General features: G+C 68.7%; 20 protein-coding genes. 11 read left to right on the top strand and 9 right to left on the bottom strand.

The window, feature by feature from the left end; genetic code table 11:
• Window positions 1-64: 64 nt before the first annotated feature.
• The 3 genes from C3V38_RS16660 to C3V38_RS16670 form a co-directional block, all read right to left on the bottom strand.
• Complete coding sequence (locus tag C3V38_RS16660) at window positions 65-343, bottom strand: glutaredoxin family protein (RefSeq protein WP_106386815.1); 279 nt, start codon at window positions 341-343, stop codon at window positions 65-67.
• Between the two features lie 130 nt (window positions 344-473).
• Window positions 474-725, bottom strand: a complete 252-nt coding sequence (locus tag C3V38_RS16665) for a hypothetical protein (RefSeq protein WP_106386816.1) — start codon at window positions 723-725, stop codon at window positions 474-476.
• A complete protein-coding gene (locus C3V38_RS16670; protein ID WP_129591231.1) occupies window positions 712-1,752 on the bottom strand; it encodes a hypothetical protein in 1,041 nt (346 codons plus the stop codon). The genes C3V38_RS16665 and C3V38_RS16670 overlap by 14 nt, the downstream gene beginning before the upstream one ends.
• Window positions 1,753-1,971: 219 nt before the next feature.
• Here C3V38_RS16670 and mihF point away from each other — a divergent pair, with 219 nt between their 5' ends.
• The 5 genes from mihF to C3V38_RS16695 all read left to right on the top strand — a co-directional run bounded on the left by mihF (window position 1,972) and on the right by C3V38_RS16695 (window position 6,908).
• Window positions 1,972-2,310, top strand: coding sequence for an integration host factor, actinobacterial type (gene mihF / locus C3V38_RS16675; RefSeq protein ID WP_106386818.1), 339 nt, complete (start codon window positions 1,972-1,974; stop codon window positions 2,308-2,310).
• Between the two features lie 171 nt (window positions 2,311-2,481).
• Window positions 2,482-3,231: a hypothetical protein gene (locus tag C3V38_RS16680; RefSeq protein WP_106386819.1), complete on the top strand. Its 750-nt coding sequence runs from the start codon at window positions 2,482-2,484 to the stop codon at window positions 3,229-3,231.
• A 278-nt stretch (window positions 3,232-3,509) separates the two neighbouring features.
• Window positions 3,510-4,178 (top strand): hypothetical protein, encoded by a 669-nt coding sequence (locus tag C3V38_RS16685; protein ID WP_106386820.1) that lies wholly within the window; start codon window positions 3,510-3,512, stop codon window positions 4,176-4,178.
• 54 nt (window positions 4,179-4,232) lie between these two features.
• Window positions 4,233-6,047, top strand: a complete 1,815-nt coding sequence (gene dnaG / locus C3V38_RS16690) for a DNA primase (protein WP_106386821.1) — start codon at window positions 4,233-4,235, stop codon at window positions 6,045-6,047.
• 81 nt (window positions 6,048-6,128) lie between these two features.
• The gene (locus C3V38_RS16695; protein ID WP_129591232.1) at window positions 6,129-6,908 is read left to right on the top strand and encodes a hypothetical protein; all 780 of its coding nucleotides are present in this window, start codon (window positions 6,129-6,131) and stop codon (window positions 6,906-6,908) included.
• 71 nt (window positions 6,909-6,979) lie between these two features.
• Here C3V38_RS16695 and C3V38_RS16700 read toward each other — a convergent pair whose 3' ends face one another.
• The gene (locus tag C3V38_RS16700) at window positions 6,980-10,570 is read right to left on the bottom strand and encodes a cutinase family protein (RefSeq protein ID WP_165001193.1); all 3,591 of its coding nucleotides are present in this window, start codon (window positions 10,568-10,570) and stop codon (window positions 6,980-6,982) included.
• A gap of 230 nt (window positions 10,571-10,800) precedes the next feature.
• Between C3V38_RS16700 and C3V38_RS16705 the strand changes: the two genes are divergently transcribed.
• Window positions 10,801-11,883 carry a hypothetical protein gene (locus C3V38_RS16705; protein WP_106386824.1) on the top strand — a complete coding sequence of 361 codons (1,083 nt, stop codon included), beginning with the start codon at window positions 10,801-10,803 and terminating at the stop codon, window positions 11,881-11,883.
• Between the two features lie 6 nt (window positions 11,884-11,889).
• Here C3V38_RS16705 and C3V38_RS16710 read toward each other — a convergent pair whose 3' ends face one another.
• Together C3V38_RS16710 and C3V38_RS16715 are read right to left on the bottom strand one after the other, a co-directional pair.
• Window positions 11,890-12,843 carry a hypothetical protein gene (locus tag C3V38_RS16710; RefSeq protein ID WP_106386825.1) on the bottom strand — a complete coding sequence of 318 codons (954 nt, stop codon included), beginning with the start codon at window positions 12,841-12,843 and terminating at the stop codon, window positions 11,890-11,892.
• 187 nt (window positions 12,844-13,030) lie between these two features.
• A complete protein-coding gene (locus C3V38_RS16715) occupies window positions 13,031-14,257 on the bottom strand; it encodes a hypothetical protein (RefSeq protein ID WP_106386826.1) in 1,227 nt (408 codons plus the stop codon).
• Window positions 14,258-14,411: 154 nt separating this feature from the next.
• Here C3V38_RS16715 and C3V38_RS16720 point away from each other — a divergent pair, with 154 nt between their 5' ends.
• On the top strand, window positions 14,412-16,625 hold the full coding sequence (locus C3V38_RS16720; protein ID WP_106386827.1) for a hypothetical protein: 2,214 nt from the start codon (window positions 14,412-14,414) through the stop codon (window positions 16,623-16,625).
• Window positions 16,626-16,641: 16 nt separating this feature from the next.
• Here the strand turns inward: C3V38_RS16720 and C3V38_RS16725 are convergent, their stop codons facing one another.
• Window positions 16,642-16,956, bottom strand: coding sequence for a helix-turn-helix transcriptional regulator (locus tag C3V38_RS16725; RefSeq protein WP_106386828.1), 315 nt, complete (start codon window positions 16,954-16,956; stop codon window positions 16,642-16,644).
• Between the two features lie 184 nt (window positions 16,957-17,140).
• Here C3V38_RS16725 and C3V38_RS16730 point away from each other — a divergent pair, with 184 nt between their 5' ends.
• Window positions 17,141-17,500 carry a hypothetical protein gene (locus C3V38_RS16730; RefSeq protein WP_106386829.1) on the top strand — a complete coding sequence of 120 codons (360 nt, stop codon included), beginning with the start codon at window positions 17,141-17,143 and terminating at the stop codon, window positions 17,498-17,500.
• A 14-nt stretch (window positions 17,501-17,514) separates the two neighbouring features.
• Window positions 17,515-17,922 carry a hypothetical protein gene (locus C3V38_RS16735; protein ID WP_106386830.1) on the top strand — a complete coding sequence of 136 codons (408 nt, stop codon included), beginning with the start codon at window positions 17,515-17,517 and terminating at the stop codon, window positions 17,920-17,922.
• Between the two features lie 57 nt (window positions 17,923-17,979).
• On the opposite strand, the gene C3V38_RS16740 is transcribed toward C3V38_RS16735, so the two are convergent.
• Window positions 17,980-18,789 carry a hypothetical protein gene (locus tag C3V38_RS16740; RefSeq protein WP_106386831.1) on the bottom strand — a complete coding sequence of 270 codons (810 nt, stop codon included), beginning with the start codon at window positions 18,787-18,789 and terminating at the stop codon, window positions 17,980-17,982.
• A gap of 272 nt (window positions 18,790-19,061) precedes the next feature.
• Between C3V38_RS16740 and C3V38_RS16745 the strand changes: the two genes are divergently transcribed.
• A complete protein-coding gene (locus C3V38_RS16745; RefSeq protein WP_106386832.1) occupies window positions 19,062-20,396 on the top strand; it encodes a hypothetical protein in 1,335 nt (444 codons plus the stop codon).
• Window positions 20,397-20,415: 19 nt separating this feature from the next.
• Window positions 20,416-22,779, top strand: coding sequence for an AAA family ATPase (locus C3V38_RS16750; protein ID WP_165001194.1), 2,364 nt, complete (start codon window positions 20,416-20,418; stop codon window positions 22,777-22,779).
• A gap of 39 nt (window positions 22,780-22,818) precedes the next feature.
• Here the strand turns inward: C3V38_RS16750 and C3V38_RS16755 are convergent, their stop codons facing one another.
• Complete coding sequence (locus C3V38_RS16755) at window positions 22,819-24,051, bottom strand: AAA family ATPase (protein WP_106386834.1); 1,233 nt, start codon at window positions 24,049-24,051, stop codon at window positions 22,819-22,821.
• Between the last annotated feature and the right edge of the window lie 18 nt (window positions 24,052-24,069).

Raw genomic sequence — 24,069 nt, forward strand, 5'->3', positions numbered from 1 at the left:
GGCGGCCCCGGACCAACATGGTCCGGGGCCGCTCGGTGTTCCGCACGGCAGGGGTGGGTTCTGTTCAGGCCGCCGTCTGAGCGAGCTGGCTCTGCCAGTCCAGCAAGCGGGACTTGTCGTAGGAGCCGCAGTGGTCCAGGACAGTGGCGGTCGCGATGTCGTCGCCATCGAGGAGGACGAAGGCGGGTGCCTGCAGGCGGCCGAGCTGGTTGACCATCAGGTCGCGCATCGCCTCGTCTACGGTGACGTCGATGGCCTCGTAGGTGATGCCACGCTTGTCGAGCTGCTTCATCACGTGCGGGCAGACCGAGCAGGTGGCGGTGGTTGCCATGATGATTCGCATGGTGCTTCTCCTTGCCGTTCCGGGGCAGTGCCGATTCCGATACGAGGGACGCTATCCCACTATTTCCCCTGCGTATAGGGGGTTTTGCCGCTCAAGGGTTGGCTTTAACCCGTTGGGGTAACCCTTACGCTCAGGGGGTTTGGCGGGTGGTGTCGGCGCTGGTGGCGGCGCGGATTATCTGCTGTCGGTGCCGGTACCCGCGGTGCCACATTTCGGCGAGAAAGATTTCTCGCTCGCTGGTGCCGCGGTACGGGCACACCACCGGCGGCAGGTTGTCGTTGACCGCTTGGGCTCCTTCGTTCTGGGCCGCCAGGATCTCCCGCAGGGTGGCCGGATAGTGGCGCGACTGGAAGGTGCGCCCTTCGGGCTTAGGCGACGACATCTCGGTCCTGGAATCGCAGCTGGTTGCTGGGGGAGTCCGCGGACTGCTTGTGCTCGGACAGCCACCGCGAGTAGGACATCGCGCCGCCCTGTCCGGCGAGGAAGGAGCGGAGTTCCTCGGAGGCGTAATTGCGCAGAAGGATGACGTTGCCGCGCAGGATGTCGTTGGGGTCCACGCCCCGCGCTTCGCCCTTGCGGTTGAGGAGTTTTCCGCGGCAGGCGTTCTCGGCTTGGACGTGCAGGTCATCCAGGAACTCGCTGTACTCCTGGCGGAGCTCGACCTCGAGGTTGCTGACGGTCCCGCGGGCTTTGATCTCGTCGAGACTGGTGCGGTGGGCCGGGTTGGTGATCAGGCTTTCCTCCAATGCCGCGTACTTGCGCCACGAGAGGGTCTGCCAGCCCTCCGCCAGCCGTTGTTGGTCGGTGGCCGATAGCTCAGGCGCGTCGTCGGCGGCGGTGTCGTCTGCCTGTGCGGCGAAGGGGTCGGCGCCGGTCATGGCTGCCGGGTTGACGCCCTCGCGGCGCCACTGATCCTCGATGCGTGCACGCAGCTCCGGGTGGTTCTCGGTGCGCACCCAGGCGGTGTAGCGGTCGAAGTCGTCCATGTCGGCGATCGCCTCGACGCTGAGGGTGGCGTGGAGCTGCTGGTCCTCGTCGTCTCGGCGCAGCATCTCGGCCACGACCCTGTCCGCCGCGACGGGATCGTCGTTGAGTCCGGCGAGCTCGACTCCAAGCTGGTCGGTGCTCATCTCGCGGAGTCGCTCCGCGGTGTACTCGTCCGCGCGCGTGGGTGGGATCGCGGCGCGGAGAGCGTCGGCGATGCGGCCTTCCCTTTCGCCGAGGGAATCTATGGCCGCCACGAACCGGCTTAGCGCCTTGTCGGCGGCCTCCTGGTCACCGGCTGCGAGCGCGGCCTGATGGCGCTTATCCCAGCGTGCGACGAGTTGGGACGCTACGGCGATCGCTTTGCGGGCGGGATCTAGTTGGCTGGGGCATCGGCGCCCGCCGTCGTCGTGACATCGACACATCGCGCTGTCCTCTCCTGCTTTTTGCTCCCGATAGCGGCCGAGGCTACCTGCAGCATTTGCCGGGGCCAGCCGTCGAGGATGTGCGGCTCGCTGCCGGCGGCTGCGCTGGTAGAGCGGTGTGCCGGACCGCTGCGGTCGGACACATCACGGCGGCATGACCCGCTGCCACAATGGCGCCACTGCGGTGACCAGCACCGCCAGACTCGATGGAGGATCCCGATGTCTCTTCCCACTCTCACTCCAGAGCAGCGCGCCCAGGCACTCGAGAAGGCGGCCCAGGCGCGTCAACTGCGCGCGAAGCTCAAGGAGGACATCGCTGCCGGCAAGGTCACCCTGCCCGCGCTGATGGACGACGAGTTCGGCCCCTACGCCGACACCCCGGAGATCGTGAACAAGACGAAGGTGGTGCAGTTGCTGCAGGCAGTGAAGGGCATCGGAACGGTCAAGGCCGAAACGCTCATGGCCCAGTGCAACATCGCCGAGAACCGTCGCCTGGGTGGCCTGGGCCGGGACCAGCGGCGTCGCCTCACGCAGGCCCTGGCGGAAGTGACCGGGTGAGCTCGACCTGCTGAGCCTTCCTCGCCAGAGCTCGTTCCCCGCAGTCAGGCCTTTCCCGGCTGCGGGGAACGTTCGTTCAGGGGCGGGGCCTGAGCGGGGTGCTGCTGCACCTGCAGGGAGGTGACGAATCGTCGGTGTTGCCCGCACGCCCACCCTGAGAGGACCCCCGCTATGACTGCAGCTCCAGCACAGGACACCGACCGCCGGATCACCGTGTACGTCGTGACGTTCCCCCCAGCCGATGACCAGGGCGGGTTCGGTGGGTTCTTCTGGGACCGAAGCCTGACCGCCATGCAGGCCGTCTACGAGGAAGAGTTCCAGCGTTCGGCCGCCGACCCCAACCCGCGCCTCGTGCGGCTCGTGCCGGTGACCGTCACCGACGGTGACGCCAACCAGATCACCGAGGAACTCGACGCCCGCGCCGATGAGCTCGAGTCGCAGGCCGCCGCCCTGCGCCAGTTCGTGCCGCGGAACACGATCCGCGCCCACGTGCCCACCGGGGGGCTGGTGCGCCGCGACCCACACCTGGCGGCGCGCACCGCGGCGATCGACTACGCGGTGATGGACGTGCAGGGCGGGGTGATCAAGCGTGGTTGGTACCCGAACCTGGCGGGCCTGCTCGAGAGCGTGCAGCAGGTCGGCAACTGGGCGTCACTGAACGGCCTGTTCGCCACGGTCGCCGAGCACCGGGCCCGTCTTCATGACGCTCCGGCAGAGCTGAGCGACTTCGAGGCTGCCTGCGCTGATTGCGACGACCTGCCCGGTCGACCGTTGACCGATGACCTGCTGGTGTGGTGGGACGTAGACAGCGACACGGTCGTCGGCGACCCCGCCGTCTTGGCGGCTGAGCTGGTGAACGCGCTGGAGCCGCAGTTCCACGGTCTCACCCTGACCATCGCCGGCGTTAGCCACGTGTTCTAGCTGCCGCGACATTCGCCCCTCCCGCGCCCCGGCGGGAGGGGCGTTTCTCGTTCTGGTGCCGCTCGACTGGCGCAACCCCCTTGCTTCGCCACTGGCCAGAGCGGGGACTGGACGCTACGTGTGCGGCAGGCCGCACACGTGCCGAGGTCATCGGGCCGCTAATGTGACGGCAGCGTGACGCACTCTTGGAGCCAGGGGAAGGGGGAGGCGCCATGGCGACCATGCCTGCCTCAAACGCAGACACTCCCTGGAAGGAACCCCTCCACGATCCGGGACCCGTGGTCGTGTTCGACATAGACGGCGTCCTGGCCGACATGCGGCCATTCCAGTACCTGATCGAAGCAGAGACCAGCCGACAGAAGCAGTGGAAGGAGTTCCACCGCAAGTTCGAGAAGGCCGCCCCGATCAAGGCAGGCCTGATAACCGCCAAACGCATCTACAACGAGCTCGACATCGACCTGGCCTATTCGACAACGCGCCCTGAGCAGCATGCGCGGCGAACACTGCGCTGGTTCGAGCACCACAATCTGCCCATGGGGCCAATCCAGTTCCGGCACTTCGTGCGGGATGGGCCGCGGCCGGCGATCGAAGTGAAGCTGCGGCACTGGTGGTACTGGCAGGACCGCTGGGCCGAGCAGAATCCGGTGCTGGCGTGGATCGAGGACGACCCGGCCTCCATGCACGGCCTGCGCGCACACGGCTGTCCGGCGTGGGGACCGAACGAACTAAAGGTCGCCAGCCGCAAGCACGGATCGCTGAAAGCTGCGCTGGAAGCGGGCCCTGTCGACTGGGCGGTGCTGGAGAAGGCGAAGAAGGACAGCTACAAGAAGTGGCGCGTCGCCGAAGACGAGTGGCAGGCCGTGCGCAAGCAGTGGTGGCAGGAAGAACGGCAACGGCAGAGGCAGCGGCGCTCTCGGGGCAACGCTCGCGGCCAGGGCGGGCGCTAGGCTCCAGCCCGTACACACAAACCCACCCCTGCCAGTTGGGAGCCCCCCTTTCCCGTGACTGACACCTTCACGGGGCGGCCACGCGCAGCACGTCTACCAGAGGCGTTCTTGGCCGCTCTTCGCGAGCGGATTGATCTGGCCGAGGTCGCCTCCGACTACGTCGACCTCAAGCCGGCTGGTGCAGCCCGGCTCAAAGGTCTGTGCCCGGTGCACGCCGAGAACACCCCGTCGTTCGTGGTGTCGACGGACTCTCACCGCTACCACTGCTTCGGTTGCGGCGCCGACGGTGACGCGATCGGCTTACTCACCGATGTCGGTGGCCTGACCTTCCGAGAAGCGGTCGAAACGCTGGCGAGCAGGGTCGGATTGGCGATGCCCGAAGCCGGAGAACGGGCCGACGTCCCGGACTCAAAGACCGCGTTGCGGGACGTTCTCGCTCGCTGCCAGCCGCTACTGCACTCTTGGCTGCTGGACTCGCCGGGCGGCGCAGGTGCACGACGGTTCCTGACCGACCGTGGTTTCGGCGCCGAGCACGCCTCCCTGTGGGGGCTGGGTTTCAACCCAGGTGGCGGCATGCTTCACCAGGCGCTGGGGGAGGCTGACCAGCAGGCCCTGGCTGATGCCGGAATGTCCGCGCGCAGTGAACGGGGCCGGGTCTACGACGTGTTCCACGACCGTCTGGTGTGGCCCTTGCGCGATGCGCAGGGACGCATTGTCGGCTACGCCGGCCGGGACCTTGACGGCTCCTCGAGGGCGAAATACCTCAATACCCGCGATACGGCGCTCTACACCAAGCACGAGGTGCTTTTCGGGCTGCACTTGGCGCGACGACACATGCTGCAACGCAAGCAGGTGATCCTGGTGGAGGGCTACACCGACGTGATGGCGATGGTCGATGCGGGCCTGGAGAACACGTGTGCTCCGTGCGGCACCGCGGTGACCGAATCGCACGCAGATCTGATCGCGGCCCGCATCGGCGACGGTGGGGAAGTGGTGACCGGGTTCGACAACGACGACGCCGGGCGTGCCGCAGCCTGGCGCACCTTCTTGGCGGTGCAGCGGTTCACCAGTTCGGTCACGTGCCTGGATCTGAGCGCGCTACCTGGCAAGGCGGATCCGTGCGACGTTCGCGCCGAAAGCGGGAACCAGGCGCTGGTACAGCTGGTGGAGGGCAGGCAGCCCCTCCTGCGGACGTTGCTGCGTAGCGACATTGCCCGCCACGACCTTGGCGAGCCTGAGCAGAAGGCCGCGGCCCGCGATGCGGTCGCCAAACGTCTGGCTGAGGTCACCGACCCGGTACTGGTGCGTGAATACACCAGGCTGGCAGCCCAATGGATCGGCATCGAGGTGTCCGATCTGCCTTCGCGTGGCGGTCACACCGTTGGGTCACGGCGCGCGGTGTCGGCTGCTCCCGCCGCACCGGTGGCCGGTCCCAGCGAGGCCGAGTTGGCGGTGGCGGCGTTCCTGATCGCTAACCCCGATCAGATCGACGACGCCTGTTGGTACGGCAATGGCTCACTCGCCGGACTGCTGGGGGCGCAGATGGCTGAACTCGTCGAGGCATCGGCAGCGATGTTCCCGGCCGGTCGTCCGGCTGCCGGCAGCGAGGCGGCGCCGGTGTGGAACGACGCGTTGCGGGAGGTGCTGGACGATGCGGCGCACCCGTTGATCACTCCCGTGTGGCTGACTGACCCGCCTCCGCCTGCGGATATGTCGGCACTGCTGCGGCGCACCGCCAAGGCCCGTTGCTGGGCGCGGCTGCAAGCCGTGCAGGAACGTATCGACAACGCGGTCGGGCAGGACTGGAAGTCGTTGATGGACGAGTACGAGGCCCTCCGTGCGCAGTGGCGGGAGCTGCAGGCGTTGTAAGCGCTGCTCGCGCGGGACGCCACAGTGTCGGACCCGGCTCCTACGGTGAGTCCACACTCGCCAGCTGTCTAGGAGGACCCCATGGCCGAAAGCGTTTTTGCCCGCCAGCCCAAGCCGCGGATGCGGCAGCAGCGCAACAACTCGGTGGCGTCGGCCCTGGACGGGCCTGCCGGCGGCATCGACGAGGCGCAGTTGTCGATCGTGCCCGATGCCGATGAGCCGACCTTCGACGATGTCGTCGACACCGCTGGCCCGGCCGCCGCGCTCGAGCAGGATCCCGCCCCGCAGGGCGACCCCGCTCCGGACGTCGAGCCTGCCGACCACCCGGACGAGCCCGCAGATTCAGCCTTGAGCGACGGTGCTGCCGAGGCGCCGACGACGAAGGATGCGGGGACGACGAAGTCAAGAGCCAAGACCACCGACGCCGAGGACAGCGCCGTAGCCCCCGCGAACGGCCCTGAGACGGCCGAGCCCACCCCAGATGACACCCGGGCCCCGGACGCCGATGATGAGCCCGCACAGCAGGCCCCAGAGCCCGACACCGATTCCGCACCGGCTCCTGCTTCGGCCACGAAGACCGGCAAGACCGCTGCGTCCAAGGCCCGCACCTCCCACCGCACTGCCGAACCCGCTCCACCGGTCGGCAGTGGCGCCGCACTGGCCGTGATCAACCCCGACGGGTCTGTCACCGTCGACGCTGGCATCCACCTCATCGACTTGCGCGAGGTAGCGGCCCAGGACGATCCGCACGCCCTGGTCGACATGCTCGGCGCCCTGCGCGCCGTTACCGACGGTGACCTGCGTCAGCACGTCACCGCGGAGATCAGCGCAGCGATCACGGCGGCTGCACTTCGGGCCTGACCTCCGGTACGAAAGAGCAGCGGCGGGGCCTCGAGTTGAGGCCCCGCCGCTGTCGTGTTTCCGCTACCGGCTTAGGTGCGAGCTGCGAGCTCCTCGCCGAGAGTGGCCAGCCACCGCTGGTGCCACTGGATGGCGTTGGTGTCGCCGGCGACCTTGAGGGTGTCGAACGCATCGTGCTTCTCGCCCGAGGTGTAGTACATCGGGTTCGTCGCCAGCTCGATCAGACCGGTCTTGTCCTTGACCAGAGCTTGGACCAGGCCGGGCAGCATCGCCGGCAGGTTCGACAGGTCCGTCGGATTACCCAGGCCTGCAGTGTCGAAGGCTTCACCCACCCGGTCAGTGACCAGGCCGAGGTTCTCCGCGGCGCGCTCACCGGCCTTGGGCAGGCCCTCGATGATCGCGGGAATGTCCTGCAGCTGCTCGATCACCTCGGGAATCGCGGTCGGCAGCTGCGTGATCGTCGTGGCGATCAGCGCCGTGCCGGCCGGCACATCACCGACGTGGATCAGCCCCACTCCAGCAACCAGGTTGATGATCGCGATGATGGTCTCCGGGCTCAGCTTGAGGTCGGGAAGACCTGTCACCTGCAGCACCGTGTCTACTGCCTGCACCGCGAGCATGCCGCCCATACGGGTGGGCCCGTCTGCGTTGGCCAGGTCGTTGACGTTGAGCGCCACATTGCGGCCCAGCTGCACCAGGGACCGGGCCAGCTGCGAGTCCTCGGGGAGCGAACAGACGATGTCGCCCGGCACGCACGGTGAGGCGACGCGGCCGGTCAGCTCACCGAAGTCGGCCTCACGGGGGCCGGACAGTCCACCGCCGGACACCGCCTGCATCGTGATTTCCTCGACATCGACCCGCTCGCCCTCACGCGACTTCGTGCTTGAGGGGGCAGAGGCTGTTGCGGTCGCTGCGGGAGCACTGGTGGAGGCTTCCGGCGCCGCGCCGGCCGCGCGACGCTGCGACGTTGTCGGTTCGGAGCCGGCTGCCCGGCGCTGCGAGGTCGTCGGCTCAGCACCGGCTTCACGCTGAGTGGTCGAACTGGCCTCGTTGTCCGCTGTGGTTGCCGCCGTGGGCCTGGGTTGGCCCTGTTCGTCGGCGGTTTCCGGGGCCTGGTCCTCAGTGGTGGTGCTGACGCTGTCCTGCCCCGAGTCGGTGGTGCCCTGGTCCGCGTAGCGATCGGTGGTGGTGGCCTGGCCTTCGCTCACCGTTGTCTGTGCGGCGGTCGTCGCGGGCCCCGCGGGTGCGGGAACCTCGGCCGCCACATCGGTGACGGGGGGAAGCGAGGGCACGCCTCGTGACGCGGCGCCGCTGGCGCAGTCCTCGAACGACTTGGTCAGGCACTCTTCGGCGAACGCGGCGGGGAGTTGGTCACGGCTGGGGGCGCCGTCCGTGGTCTCGGCTTCTGCTCGAGCGGTGGCGGCCACCAGGGAGGCGGTGGTGACGGCGGATTCGGCCTCCCCTGAACCATTGGCGTGGGCGCTGATGCAGTCCTGCAGCGTCATCGTGCCGCACCCGCCGATGGCGTACAGCGATTCCACGGCGCGGGGCCGTGACCGTTCGTCGCTGGCAGTTCGGCCTAGTTGCCAGCCCTGGGTCAGCAGGGTCCGCGCTTCGTCGGCGCCGGCAGCGTCGTCGGAACCTTCCTGCTGCACAACGACCATGCCCGCTTCTTCGTTGTCGGCCAGGGCCAGAGTCTTGGTCTCTGCAGTCGCCGGGTTGAGCAGGTAGGAGATCCCTGACGGCACCGACAGGTTGCCTCCGGTGAAGGCACGCTGCGCGGCTGCTACCTGGGCGGCCAGGCCACTGCCGTAGGCCTGCATCACCTTGAGCTCGGCGGCGTTGGCCGGGGTCTCCCAGTAGGAGCGCACGTCGTCCCGGGCGGGGACGGCGGCGACGGACTTGATCTCGGTGCGGGTGACGCCGTGGGTGCAATCGTCTGCGCGTGGGCTGCTCTCGCACCCGTCGGTGGCGTCGGTGGCGATGGTGACCAGGGCGGTCGCGTTCGCCGGGCGGTTCTCGCCGGTGGCCTCTTCCATGTCGGCCGGCGGATGCGAGCCGCCGCAGGCCTCTGCGGATCCGCGGCCCAGGCACATCTCGGCGAGGGTCTGGAGGTCGGCGGGGTCTCCGTCGGCTGTCACCAGGTTCTCGGCGTGCGGGTTGGTGCCGGTCTCGGCGCCGTCGCCTGCGGTGGCGGGCTCGGCGCCCTCGGCCGCCGTCTCGTCGTCGGTGTCGAGGGAGTTGCCGTTGTCGACGTAGCTGGTCAGGCAGGAGATGAGGCTGGCGTTGCCGCAGTCGCCGTCACGGAACGCTGCGGCGAACTCTTCTGACTGCTCGTCCGTCAGGTCGGCGCCCACGCTGTCCAGGATCTGCTGGCCGCTGACCGGTGCCCCTTCCCCGGGGGACTCGTCGTTGGCGAGGACGATGGCGGGTCCGCCGCCGGCGGGGCGGCTGTAGTCGCCGTGGACGGTCGAGGGGCCGGATGCCCCGTAGGGCAGCATGTAGAGCCCGTTGTTGATGTTGAGCGTGCCGTCGGCTTCGTAGTTGGCGCCGCCGATCTCGGGTAGCCCGCCACCGGTCTGCGGCAGGCCGCCACCGGTCTGGGGTAGGCCGCCCCCTGTGCGTGCTCCGCCGTTGATTTCGGGCAGCCCTGAGCCGGTGTCGGGCAGCCCGCCCCCTCCGGCATCGGCACCGCCGCTAGCCCCGCCGCCGCTGCCACCGCTGGTGCCGGCTCCACCGTTGCCTGCCTGCGGCTGCAGAAGCTCTGCCGCCGACGACGGGATGCTGGGCAGCAGATCCTGGCCGCTGAAAATGCGGGACAGGTCGTTGATCGGGTCGACGGCACTGCGCAGCTGCGCGAGGCTCGGATCCTTGAGCGCCTCGTCGATAGCGCCGGTGATGATCTCGGGGAGCATCGGCTGCTGCTGGGCCGTACCCACGATCAGATTGGAGTTCTCTTCACGGCGAGGGTCGGAGAACAGCACCACGCCGCCGATACGCCCGGGGTCGACCGCGGTGCGCTTTTGTCCGATCTCCATCGCGGCGTTGCCGGCGATCTCGGCGCCCTGGGAGAACCCGGCCAGAAAGATCTGCGACCCTTCGCACCGCTCGGCCACATCGACCACTGTCGCCAACGTTTTCTTCTGGCCACTGTCGACCGAGCGCTGGTAGGCGGTGCCGTTGACGCCGGCGTCGCCGTCGTAGTTGATGAACGTCGCCGACAGCTGGCCACCGAGGGCCTGCTTCAACGGGGCCACGAAGTTGCCGAGGAGTCCGACCGGTTGATTCGGGTCGTCGTCGCGGTTGATCTCGAACGTTCCGGGCACACCGATGAACACGTTCGGTGCGCAGTCCGGCCGGGTCGATGACTCGATCCCACCTGCCGGGGCGGACGTCTGCTGCTCGCGGAAACCACCCTCGGGGACGAACGGGTCAGCTGCGGCCCTGATGCCGCCGGCGATGTCCATTTCGCCTCCGCCGGCCTGCCCGAGTCCCGGGATGTTCGGCAGGTCCGGGGATCCGGGGATGGACGGCAGCGCCGCCCCGGCGCCGGAGTTGAGGACGGCTTGCAGGTCCTCCAACTGGGGCATCCCAGCGTCCTGGGCCTGCGCGGGAGCTGCCAGTCCGGCGGTCAGGACGACGGCAGCGGAAACTGCACCCACGGATTGCAGGGCCACTTGCATCCGAGTCGGCCTGAATTTGGGTGGATGAACCATGACGGTCCCCTTTTAAGTTGAGCAGATTGATTCCGATGTGCCGTCAACGGTAACAGAGAGGCATGCCGCAATCTTCGGCAAAAATGGCCCCGACGCTGCACTGATGCCGCGCAGACGGCGGCAGTGACACGCCCCGCGACGGCGGCTCTATCCTGGCCCGCATGACCGATCCATCGGTGGCGGACATCGCCGCCACCATCGCCGCAGCCGAGACGCTGATCGGCGCCACCAGCAGCGCTGACGCCCACGCGGACCTGGCGGGCTACCTGCGCGAGTCGCAGATGGTGCTGCCGCTTCCTGAGCTCGACACCGAAGACGCCGCCATGGTGTGCGTCGATGGGGCGGTGGCCTGCGAGCAAACCGACACCCTGGCCTGGATCGCCGCTGTCGCCACGGACAGCACCTCGCGGGTGATGCGGCGCAAGACCATGGTCGTTCCGGTGTCGTCGTCGATGGACCAGGTGCGGTCGGCGGTGATGGGCCTGTGCGAGATGTCAGCGGCGGTCGAGCTGTACGACTGCGGGATTGACGCGTGGATGGACGGGGGCCTGGTCACCCCGCTTCTGTCTGTGGCCACCGCCCTGCAGTCGGCGGACCCGCAAACGGCCACCGCCCTGTGTGACCTGCTGGATGAGGTCGACGCCGCCGCGATCATCGACGGCTACGTCGACCACGCCACCCAGGGGTCCATGTCGGCGCTGCCCAAGCAGGACACGGCGAGCTCGTTCTGCATGGCGTGGTCGCAGGTCGACGCCCTGGACGAGCAAACCCGGCTCTGGCTGCCGCGCCGGCGGGACCGCACGGTCGCCGCGGCGGTGATCGGTGACGGACAGTTCTTGGCGCCGCGCCGGGGAGTGGAGGCGCTGCGGGTGGCGGCGAAACCTCCGAAGTCAGGGCACCGTCGAGCTACGGCGTGGGCCCGCGTGCTGGAGGACTTGATGGCGGACTGGCGGGAACTGGTCCATCCCTGGGTCACCTACGCCGTCCCTGCCGGAGCGACGATTGGCAGGGCCGTGAAGGTCGAGCTGACCGCGCCGGCTACAGCCAGCTCCAGTGAGGTCGTCGAACTGGCAGGGCGCCGCGCGGGGCAGGCCTGCGCCGGGCTGACTGGTTCGCGGGTGATCGAGCCGTACCAGCAGTACGTCGTCGACCACCTCGCGAAAACCGAAGTCCGGGGGCTTCTTTCCCGCCTAGTCGGGCAGGCCCAGTCTGCTCTGATGCGCGATCATCCCGGCGCCGTGTCGCATTTTCGGAGCTGAGCAGGGCTACCCGTTGATGATGCCGACGATGGAGTACGTGCCGTCTGTCTCTTCGACGTAGATCGTCTGCTCGTCTTCGGTGCGGACGAGCTCCTGGCCGTCACTGCGGAACACGATCAAGTCGACGAGGAACACGTCCTCCTCGCCCTCCTGTGGGCGCATCTTGAGGCAGTGAGCGGTCTCTTCCGGCAGTTCGTCGATCGCTTCCTGCAGCGACTCGGCGGTCGTCCCGGTGATCTCGTCCGACATGAACCCTCGCGCCGCGGTGCCGTTGCGGTCCACGTAGTAAGCGTGGTCGAACGCGAGGATCACGTCGGTGCCACTGTCGCGCGACCCTGGACCATTGCCGGCCACCGTGCCTCGAGGACTGTCCGAGCACTCTTCGTCTGCGGCGGCCTGGGCGCTCTGAACTGCGGGCGCCTGCGAGGTCGACGTCGCCGAAGACGTCGCGGTCGTCTGCTGTGGCTCGGGAATCCGCAACGGTTCCCCGTCGTCGTCACCGTCGCCCAGCAGCCCGGACAGCGGGCCCATGGTGATCAACGCCCAGACCATGGCCGCCAGGATCGCCACGACCAGGACAATCACGATCGCGACACCGAGGCAGCCGGACCTGCGGCTGGGTTCTGGCTCACGCTCAGTCTCCGGGCTGGGCACCGGGTCGATCTCGGTGCCGCCACTTTGGGTGACCGCGCGGGCGCGGGTGCGGCGGCTGCGGGATCTCGCCACGGCCGGCTGGTTCGCGAACTCCTCGATCGGGGGAGGGGCGAGCATGCCGTCGTCGTCGTCGTGATCGGCGTCGGCGTCGTAGGACAGGATCGCCGGAGACGCGGCCGACATTGCAGCTGTGCGGTCGGGTTCGGCGGGGGACGGTCTCGCGTGAGGGGCGGTGTCAGCTACGTACGGTTCGACGTCCTGGTCGTCGTCCCAGTCGTCGTCCCAGTCATCGTCATGGTCAGCCATAGTTGGTAGACGGGCCGATAGGCGGCGTCGTCGTTCCCCTTTCCTCGCGGATTACTCCTCGCTACCTGCCCAGGTGGAAGAGGCGCTCGCTGATGGTGGCTTCACCCTAAGGGCCGCTCATGCCGCCACTGCCCGCTGAAATGGCGACGGCCCCCGAGGCATACTCGGGGGCCGCAAAGTGGCGAGGTCAGAACGTGAAAGCCATGTCCCCAATCGGGGTGCTGATCTCGATCGACCCCGATGCGTCGTGGATGCCGTAGTTCGCCAGGGTGGCCCCGCCTGTGACCGACACCGTGCTCGCCCCGTCAGGGGAGGACCACTGCCCGTCCACGCCAGCGGTGCCCACGTTCGGCGCGGTCTGCTCGTTAGTCGCCGAGAACCCGCCGGTGCCGGACACGCCGCCAGTGGTGGCCCAGGTTGCGTTGTAGTTGCCGTTGGAGGCATCCCAGGTCTGGGCGGCAGTGGCCTGCTCGCCGCCGCCGGTGGTCGTGTTGGAGACGTAGGAGGTCGTGTCGCTGACCTCGACGGCGGTGCCGGTGGCAACGCCGCCAGCGGCGATGCCCACCTCGGCGCCGTTGTCCCGCGGAGCGGAGTACGCCGAGACCTGCCCGACAGGCTCTGCGGGTGCGGCCGGGGTGAAGGTCCCGGAGGTCGGCGTCTGACTGGCCGCCTGAACGCGCTCGCTGTAGTCGCTGCCGGCCTCGGTGCCCGCTGCTTCCACGGTGGCGTCGGCGGCTGGTGCCGGGTCGGGGGCAGGTAGCTCGGTAGCCACACCGCCCTGCCCCCTGGACTCGCCTGCAGTATCGGCGCCGGAGACAGCGGAGACATCGGCGTAGGGCGCAGTCTCCTGCTGAGCGGTCTGGGGCGCCACGGCCTGCGGCGCCACGGCCTGCGGCGAGGTGGCCTGCGGCGAGGCGGCCTGCGCAGGTGTGACACGCGATGCCGGCTGCACCGTGGCCGTGGGGGCGGACTGCGTCACGGCCGCGGGAGTGGCGGTGGTTGCCGCGCGAGCGGAGGTATCGGCCTGCGCCCGGGCGGGGGCGCTCGCCTGCTGTGTCGGAGCGGTGGTCGCCGCAGGCTTGGCGTCCGTCTTGGCCTCAGCCTTGCGCTCGGCAGGAAGTTCGGTGGTGACGCCGCCCTGTCCGCCGCTGGAGGCGCGGGACTGCGACTTCTCGGCCTGCTTGATGGTCGGTGCCGGGGCAGAGGTCTGCTTCGGCGACGAGCTCTGCTTCTTGGTGGAGGTGGGCTTGGCTGTGTCGGATTTCGCGCTCGGCGACTGCGTCGCAATGGTCGTGGTCCCGCTCGGCGCCTCGGTGGCGACGCCTCCCTGCGCGGCGTACGCAGTCCCTGTGGCTCCGGCGATGCCGCCGAGCGTCAACGCACCGACGGCGAAGACCTTCTTCTTGGCGCTCATCAGAGGCCCCTTCCCTTACCGCAATTTGTTCCGATCGACAAAATCGTATCGCACGGGCGTGTTATAGCCCTCCGAACTCGCGAGCTCCGCACGACACCACAGTTGTCAGTACGCGCCGATAGTGTCGCGCCGACGCTTAACGAATGGAGCCCCTGTGAGCCAATTCGGCGCTGATCGCATCGCCGTCGTCGGATCGCCGTCGGACTGCACCTCGGTGGTGCTGAATCTGCAGCGAGACGCCTACGGCAAACCTCTACTCGGGACGATGGTGATGCTGCGTAACCAGTACACCGACGGATCCTGCGAGCTCGGGCTGGGCACGGTCACCGGAATCCAGACGGTCAACCCCCATCTTGCGCCGACCTCCCCGTTGGCTCCGCACGTGGCCTCGGGGCAGTCCCTGGAGTGCGCGGGCGACGACAACGACACCCGGTCGGTGACGGTCAAGATCGAGGCGGTCTTCCGCGACGACGGTGGCGGCAACTGGACCCGCTATGGCACCACCCTGTCGACCTCCCCGGCCACCGGGACTACGGTGCAGGTGTTGACGCAGGAGGCTGCGGACGAAATCATGGCCAGCGACCGGGCGCCGGCCTACATCGGGCCGCTCCGCGGATCGGATGTTCTGGTGCCGTTCACGCTGCCGGATTTCTCGGGCCCTTCCGGCTCGGTGCACGGCGCCACGCTGGGCGCGACAGGTAGCGGCAAGTCGAACTTACATTCGTACGTTCTGGCCAATGACCTGCGGTGGACCGGAAAAGGTCACGTTATTCTCGACCCGCAGGGCCAGTTCGTAAATGGGTTCGGATTGCCGTTCTCCCTCATCGGTTTAGCCGAGGCGTGCGGCAGGACCGTGCACGCCGCGAGGCTCTCCCAGTCTCTGCGCCTGCGCAAGGACGCGCCCCTGTTCCTGCTACTGCTCGCCGAAGCCGGATGGTTCCGCAGTCTGGCGTTCGGGTCCGGGGCCGACGAACAGGTCGCCGCTGCCCGGTCCGCGCTGGAATCGGCACTGCGCGACACCAAAGCCCTCGAATCGGCCTGCCAGACCGGGGACTGGACGCTGGCCGCCCCGGATGCGCTGATGCGCTACCTGCTGAGCTACCTCGACGACATCCTGCCCGCCGGCACGATCTACGCCGGCCGTGAACAGCAGGAGCGCGTCCGACGCACCATTCGGCTTCGCCGCACCAACGCAGAGGGCATCCCCGTCGGCCCCGATGGGGAACCCATCGACCCGACCCTGCTGGACAAGCTGCCCGCCGGGGCGCTCGACGAGGACGGCGACCGGACATTCGCGCGACTGCTGGCCCCCTTTGCGGCGCTGCACTCACTGTGGTCGCCCTACTCGCCCTCCGGCGCAGCGAAGATCGCCGCAGGCGCCAAGGACACCGACCTTGGGCCAGAGGATCGCCGACGTGACGCGTGGGGCCTGATGCGGGAGGTCATGTCCCCCAAGCCCGGGGAACCAGCACCGTGGTTGATTCTCGATCTGAGCGCCGACCTGTCGAGGATGCACCTCAGCAGCGCCGGGGACGGAGACGACGACGCCGTCGGCGACGCGATCCGCCTCCTGGACTCCGACGACGTCAAGGCCCGCATCATCCGCCAGCTGTTGACCACCCTCGAGCTTGTCGGACAGCAGGAGTTCTCCCGCGGCACCCCGCTGAACGTGCAGGTCGACATCGACGAGGCGCACCGCTGGGGCGGGCCGATCGACCCCCGCAACTCCTCGGAAGCGCGGATCGCACTATCGAACCAGCTGGCGCGGATGCACCGGGAAGTGCGCAAGTACGGCATCGGATTCTGGTCGATCCTCCAGACCGCCACCGGCCTCCAAGACGAAATCTGGAAGCAGCTCACCCGCCTGTTCGTGGGGTACGGCCTGCTCGACGCGGCGGAACTGTCACGGTTGGGCAACCGGATCCCCGACGCCCACCTGCAGCTATACCGGTCGTCACCGCCGCCGGCCGCTACCGGCCGATACCCGTGGATGCTGGTCGGAGGCGGCGTCACCGGACTGTCACTGGGCTCGAACCCCGTGTCGATTGAGGCGTTCAACGACCCCGACCAGTGGCTGCTGGCGAATCAAGAATGGATCACCGACCTGCGCCGACAGTTCTCGCACCGCCTCCCCGAAGGCGACACCGGTGGGAAACTGCGCGCTCTGCCGGGCAGGCCATCCCTGTCAGACGCGTCGATGGCGCAGCATGTCGAGCGGCAGCAACGAGCCGATGCCAGGGGCAATGCTGATGCGGTGCGCAGTGTGGCCGCTAAGCGCGGTCAACCGGCAGAGGTCCCTGGGGCGCCGAAATCTGCGTCAGCCTGGGCGTCGAAAGACTTCGAGCTCGACGACCCGCCACCGTTCTGACGAGGGGCTCGGTCGCTCAGTCGTCGGCCAAAGTGGCGGCGACAACGGCGCGGGCGAACTCGTCCGAGACGCGGTAATGCACCGACCGGCCGATCATCTCGTACTCGACGATGCGCGCCCGGCGCAGTGACCCCAGGAGCGACGACACTCGATTCTGGGACAGGCCGATGTCCTCGGAGAGCTGGGTGACAGTGCTGTACGGGCTCAAATACATGGCGGTGACCAGTCGCAGTCGGGCGGGATTGCCCAACAGCGTCAGGACGGCTGCCCGCTTGCTGGCGGCGGACTCGCTCAGCGGGAACTCGGTCTCAGTTTCGGTCAGGATCGTCACGAGTTCGATGGTAGCCCGACTCCATGCTGCCGCCCGGTCACCGAGCGGGGCGGCGGGCAAATCCCGCCTGAACTGGCCGGAAGCTACTCAGCGGGCGGCGGCATGACCCGCCCTTATGGTGTGTGCACCAAACCTCGGACCGTCCCCATTTGTGGCGGTCTACCAACCAGGGAGGACTCGACCCATGCCCAAGTTCAACATCGTTCTGCAGCTCGACGAGCACGAGAAGGAGCAGATTCAGGGGGCCTGTGACGTGAAGACGTTCTCCGCCGCGATCAAGGCGCACGAAGCGCTGGCCAAGGAGGAGGTCAAGGGACTGTCCGCGCTGCTGCGCGACAAGGTGAGCACGGACCAGCTCGAAGTCGCGCAGTCCGCCCTGCCCGCGCTTCGCGAGCTGATGGAGTCGCTCGCCGACTCCGAGGCGAAGCACCAGGCCCTCCAGGAGCTCTCGCAGGCGGCCGGGACGTTGGAGGCGCTCTCGGCCGCCCAGGAATCGTTGAAGGAGCTGCAGCAGGCCGCCGGTGGCCACGACTCCAACTCCTGATCGGCGTATGACTGATGAGCGATGCTCCTCGAGAGCCGGGCCTGGACCGACAGAAGGCAGCGAAGTTGGCCGAGTTGGTCACGGCCGTCGGTTGCCTGGACGGTGGCCAGCTGGACGCGTTCCACGATGCGTGCGAGGCCACCCGGCCGGCCCGATCAGCCGCTGCAGCGGTGCTGTCGGACGCAATCGCGGCCACCGAGGGCTGGACGCTGCCCGAGGTGTCAGCGCGGTTCCCCAGGTCGATGCGGGCCCTGAATGCGGTCACCCGGGGGGATGCGGCTGCTCACCTGCAGACCGAACCGAAGGCGGCCTTGTCGGATGCGATGGTGGCGGTGATCTGGAGGGAGTGCGCCGATAGTCTCGGCGATCGTTTGGTGGCGACCCTCACTAGCCCGTTCCGCAACCTCGGGCTGTCCGCGTAGCGGCGCAACGGAAAGCGGCCCCGCCCGATACGGGTGGGGCCGCTTCTCTTGTCGCGGTCAGGCTGCGGGGTCCGCGGCGTTCTCGGATTCCTTGTGGGTAGGAGTGATGTCGAGGAGGCCGCACATGCGGTCGACGCGATGCCAGGTGGTGCGCAGGTTGGCGGCGATTCTGTGGAGCGGCATCCCGCGCTCGACACCGAGCCGCACTACCTCGAGCTCGTCGTGAGGTTCCAGGATTTCCCTGGTGCCCGGGTCGATCGGGCGTCGTGTCTGGTTGAGCCGGTGCCGAGTGACGGTGGCGTCCAGCGCCTCCGGTCCGAGGGCGAAGTAGACACCTCGCTTGTTGATGCGCGGCGGGCTCAAGTCGACGTCAGGCACCCATTCGGCTTGGGGACCGTTGATCTGATGGATGGCCGCTGACAGGTCGTCGGCGAAGTCGAACATGCCTTGCCCTACGGCCGTCTCGGCGGATGCCGTCCTGGTCGACGGTCTCTTCGTGGAGGCGGGCTTGGACTCGGGTACGGCCCGGGTGCGCTTCGGCGCCGGGGCGGGGGCGTTCCCGTAGGGCTTGCTGTTCTCGTCGAACAGGATCCCTGCCTGGACGACGCCTACCGGCGGGACACCTCGACTGGCGCTCCCGTCGAGCACCGCGGCGGTCTCCGCACGGCACTGCATCAGCAGGGGGCACGAGTGGCAGGCGGCGATGGCGGTGCGGGCACGCCGCACCTCTTCGTCGCATAGGACCGCCCCTCGGAAGTTGAACGGGTCGAACAGGTCGATGTTGACCTGGCAGGAGCGCCGAGGGGCGGCGGGTCGTTGCTGCCGATGCGGGGAGCGAGGGGACTGGACGGCGATTGTCGCACTCATCGCGTAGACCTTCCTGGGGCTGCCCTCCGCCGCCGTCAACCGCCTGTACGTGGAGGCCGACACCAGCAGAAAGCGAGTGGCAGTTTGATTCCGATGGTGATGACCCTAACAGCCCAGTGCGCGTTATTGCATCTTCAACGCGAACATTCGACGAATAAACGCACTGCCTGAGGCCGATGCCTGTCGGGTGCCACAGATGTCGCACCCGCCTGAGACGATGCGGCCATCGGAATCAGACAGCGGGACCGGCGTCGCGCCGGAAAGGAGCCATCGTGGCCTACAAGATCGGCGTTCTGGGATGCCAGCACCTCGGCTACCGCATGCGCGCCATGCGGATGCACCCCTCGGGACTGAACCTGCGAGAAGTGGACGGGTACGTCGCTCACCGCCTGACCTACGAGTCCATGCTCGCTGCCGGCGTGAACGGCATCGTCGACGGTGGCGACTTGTTCCACGTGGCAGAGCCCAGCCCCGAGTCCGTCAACGCGGCCCTGCGAGTCGACGACCTGCGGGTGGACGCCTCTCCCGACGATCGGTTCATCTGGCGCGTCGGCAACGGCGGCAACCACGACAACGGATCAGGCCGGCATCGGGCCGCAGTGTCGGCGCTGCACCGCCCGCACCTGGCCAGCCACGCGGTGTTCCCCGATCCCACACGGCCCGAGAGGGAGGCCGTCACCCCGTACCCCGGCTACTACGAGATCCACCAGCCCGATCCGGACGTGCCGCTGTACCTGCACGTGATCTCGCACAACGGCTTGGACCCGGCACTGGCAGACCGGGGGATCAACATCGACCCACAGCCGCTGCCTGGCGGGGTGAACCTGCTGTTCGCCCACGGCATTTTCGCGGCAGATGGGCGGCTGTTCGGCGCCGACGAAAGGCACGGGGCTGAGCGGGTGATCCCCGCCGAGTGGGCCGACCGCGGGTTCGATCATTACCTGCTGTCGGACTATCACACGCTGGGCCCGATCCCCGGTTTCGGACCCGACGACGGCTACGAGCGCGGCCAGGTCTGGATGACTGGCAGCCTTCTGACCAGGGGTTTTAGTGATGAGATCGCCGGTCGTGGCTGGCTCGAAGTGGAGCTGCGCGACGACGGCACGGTCACGGTGACCCCACGCTACATCTGGCAGCGCCCGCAGGTCGATTTCCCAGTTCTGGACGCCTCCCAACTGTCGGTCGAGCAGATCGACCAGCAGGTCCGGGCACGCTTGCACGCCCAAGCCATGACCGACGAGGAGTCGGCCGAACTGACCGGCGATGGGGGAGCGTTGCTGAGGCAACGCATCAGCGGGGCGTCACCGTCGCAGAAGCCGGCGCTGCGGGCCGCGGCGATCGAGTGGGCGCACCTGGCGGCCGAGGCCGCGTTCTTCGGGGTCAGCTTCATCAACTCCACGAGCCTGACCGCCAAGCCCGGTGAGCGTGGCGAGACCGGCGAAGCCGGACCCGCGCGGGTGACCGATTACGTCGGCGAGTTCACCTCTCGCGCCGACGGCGACGGCGCTGTTGCTCGCGCCCTCAATGCCCTGCCCGGCGAGGTTCGCGCCCGCGTCGCCGACCGCACCCGACGAGTCCTGGCCGACGTGGCCGTCGACGCCGACTAACAGACCTGGAGGAGACATCATGCGCATCACCCACCTGCACGGGACGAACTTCCGATCCCTGGACGACGTCGCGCTCGATCTGACCGACGACGGCATGATCGCCCTGATCGGCGCCCCCGGCAGCGGGAAGTCGTCGCTGCTGTCACTGGTGCCGTTCGTGCTCTACGGCGACACCGGACAAAACGGCACCCTGACCGATCTGCGCCGCCGGGGCAGCGACGAGAACGAGCGGTGTGGCGGCACCATCACCCTCACCCACAACGGGGATCGGATTGAAGCCAGCCGCTGGCTGACCCGCACCCGCCCCAAGGGCAGGATCAAGGAGACCGGACACGCCTCCCTGGCCATCAACGGTGAGTTCGTCGACGGCATCACCCCGACCCGACTCACCAGCGAAATCACGCGCATCTTGGGCCAGCCCAAGGACGCGTTCCGGGGCGCGAACTTCATCGGGCAGGGCGAGGTCGACGTGCTGGCCACCGCCACCCCGACCGAAGTGCAGGCCCTGGTGGAGCATCACACCGGCCTTGCTCCACTGACGAAGGCCCGCCAGCGGGCCAGGGAGGCGGCCCGCGAGGCCGCGACCAAGGCCAAGGCGTTGCCCGGCGACGAGGCCGACCTCCGAGTGGCCGAGAGCAACCTCGCCGAGGCTGAGGATGAGACCGCCGAAGCCCGCGAGGCCGCCCGCACCGCGGGTGCGCAGCGCGACCGGTCCCGCGAGAACCTGGACGCCGCCACTGCCGAGGCTGACCGACTGCGCGAGGCCACCGATGCCGCCCGCTCCAGCAAGGACCGTCTCGTCGGAGCTCGCGCCATCGCGGCATCCGCCCGGGACCAGCTCGCCCAGACCATCCGAGAGGCAGAGCCCGCCATCGGCGGGATCGACCTCGACACGATCCCCGCCCAGATGGCCGACGTGGACGCCAAGCTGCAGGAACTGACCGACGCCGGAGTCGCCTACAAGCACTTCCGGACGGCTGCGGCCCGCGCAGAGTCCTACGCCGCCGAAACCCACCGGACTGCCCAGGGAATCGACCGGGAGGCGCTGGGCCGCGAGGTGGACGAGGCCAAGGCCAAGATCGTGGCGGCCGACTCCGACGGCAGGGCCGCGGCCGAGCTCGGCGCGGCAGCCGAGGCCGAAGCGCGGCGCATCGAGCGCGCACTTGACCAGCTCAACCATGCCGAGTCAGGCAAGGCCTGCTGCCCGACATGCCGTCAGCGGGTCGCCGACCTGGACGGGTTGCGGGCGCAGTTCCAGCAGGAGCTCGCCGACTGCCAGGACCGGCTGGCCAAGGCCCACGCTGCCCGGCGCACCGCAGGCGCCGCGCACGAGCAGGCCAGTGATGCACTGGCACGGGCCACGGCCACCCTTCGCGACGCGGACACGGCGGCGAGGGACGCCGCGCGGGCCGATCAGGACCGCCTCGCTGCGGTCTCCACTGCAGACGAGCGGGCGCAGGTGCTGCGTGCGGCGATCACGGCCCTCGACGGTCAGGTCGATCCGCACTGCCAGGGCCAGGAGCTGCTGGACGCCGGGCTGACAGCCCACGCCCACGCCAAGCAGGCCCTGGCCGGGATGCAGGCCGCCCAGCAGGCCGGGCAGGCGATCAGTCGAGCGCACGCCGCGGTCGCGAACGCCGACCAGGCCGTCGCCGCTGCGCAGGAGGGGCTGCGCGATGAACCGGACCCGGAGGCCCTGCGGGCGGCCGTGGAGACGGTCAGGCAGCTGCAGGCCGACCACGACGAGAAGGTCGCCGCAGCTTCCCGCGCCGAGCGGCTGCTCAGCGCCTGCGAAGTGGGGGCGGGGGAGATGCGCGTGCGGGTGGAGGCCGAACGCGCCAAGTGGGACGCCAAGAGCAAGGCCCTGACCGACGCAGAAGTCGCCGCCGGCACCGCCGACGCGATCACCGCGCTGCGGTCGGAGTTGCTGGCCGAGTACACCGGCCAGATCTCGACGTCAGCCACGGAACTGCTGGCGCGGTTCGGTGGCGAGCACGTGGCGTTCCACCTGGACTCGGACTTCGTGCCGCGGGTGGAACTGCTGGACGGCACCCTGGTCGACACCCGCACCCTGTCAGGCGGGGAGAAGGCCCGGGCCGGGCTGGCGTTCCGTCTCGGGATCACCCTGCAGATCACCCAGGGCGGGGTGCCCGACCAGGTGTTGGGCGACGAGGTGACCAACTACCTCGACGAGGACGGGCGCCGCGCAGTGATCGCCGCACTGCAGCAGCTGTTCCCGTCGGTGGTGCTGATCTCCCACACCAGCGAGGCGTTGGACTTCGCTTCACGCACGATCAGCCTGGATCGGGACCCCCTCGGGGCCACCACCGTGCATGGTCAGCCGCAGCCCGAGCCGGAGTCGGCTCTGGCCGAAGCGGTCTGAGACTGCCGCGGGCCCCGCGGGGGCGCCCCCGCGGGGCCGTCACCAGGTGCTGGGCACCGACTGGTGAGTAGCGCCGGATACCAGCGCCCCTCCGGCGGCGAAACGGTCGCCGAACCGCCGACGGAACAGCGCCAGCGTTTCCTCCCGGTCCGCCAGGGTCGGCGCCTTGGACACCAGCGCTTCCGCGGCGAACTCGACGTCGACCGCGGTAGCCAGGTCCCGCACGGCCAACAGCTCACGCAGCGACGGAACCCACCTGTCGAGACCGTCGGCCCGGTCCGCGTCCGCCCGCCGCTTCAACGCTTCCGCCACGTCGATCACCACGGTCGGTACCTCCAACTGGTGGGCGGTGGCGAAGTCGGTGGGCACCTCGATCACCAGGGCCATGCGGTTGCGTACCGGCTCGGATAAGCCCGGGCCGTTGCCCGGGTTGAACGTCAGGATGAGCGTGAACCCGTCGGCGGCCTGCAGATGCTGGGTGCCGGGCCGGTCGATCACGTCGATACTGCGGCGCGTGTCCAGCGCCGGATGCAGCGCCGTCTGCACCCCCTGGTGCAGGGCGCCGGCATCGTCGAGCAGGAGAGGGCGTCCCTGTTCCATGGCCCGCCACAGGGGCCCGTCGATCCACTTGAACGGGCCTTCGTCGCCCGGTACCGGCTGGTGCAGTCCCACCAGGTCCGGCCATGTTGTCGCTGTCGAGCAGGGCACGATGATCAGCTCGTCACCGAGCGCTTCGCGCACCAGGGTCGTCTTGCCCGAACCCGGCGGGCCACCGAGGGCGATCGGCTGTCCGGTCTCGGCGATCGTGCGGATGATGTGGACGTCGGAGCGGCCGGCCAGGGTGCGGGGAATGTAGGTGTCCCGCATCTGGCGGGCCAGGTCCGGTGACAGTTGGACGATCATCTCCAGGAACGTGTCTGGGTCGGCCCGCATCGTCCTCTCCGCGTTCACGGCGAGCGCGAACTCGCGGGCGATCACCTCCGCTGGCCTCTGCGTTGTCGCCAGGTCGTCGTCGATGTTGATCACTCCGGGCCGCACGTGGTGGGGCACTTCTCCGGGAGCGCACTGTTGCTCGATCTCGCGGGCCGCCGCCCTCAGCGCCTCGACTCGAGCCTTCGGCGAGGGAGGGAGAGGGTCATGTCGGGACAGGGGATCGGTGGCGCTGCCCCACACCCGAATCCCGGTGTCGGTGACGAGGTTGACGTAAGTCGAGTCGACCTCATCGTCGAACTGGTCCTCGTCGGGGACGAACCCAAACCCGAACGCCAGCATCTGTCGTGAACGTCCCTT

The sequence above is a fragment of the Dietzia sp. oral taxon 368 genome, assembly GCF_002999155.1.
Classification (GTDB): domain Bacteria; phylum Actinomycetota; class Actinomycetes; order Mycobacteriales; family Mycobacteriaceae; genus Dietzia; species Dietzia cinnamea.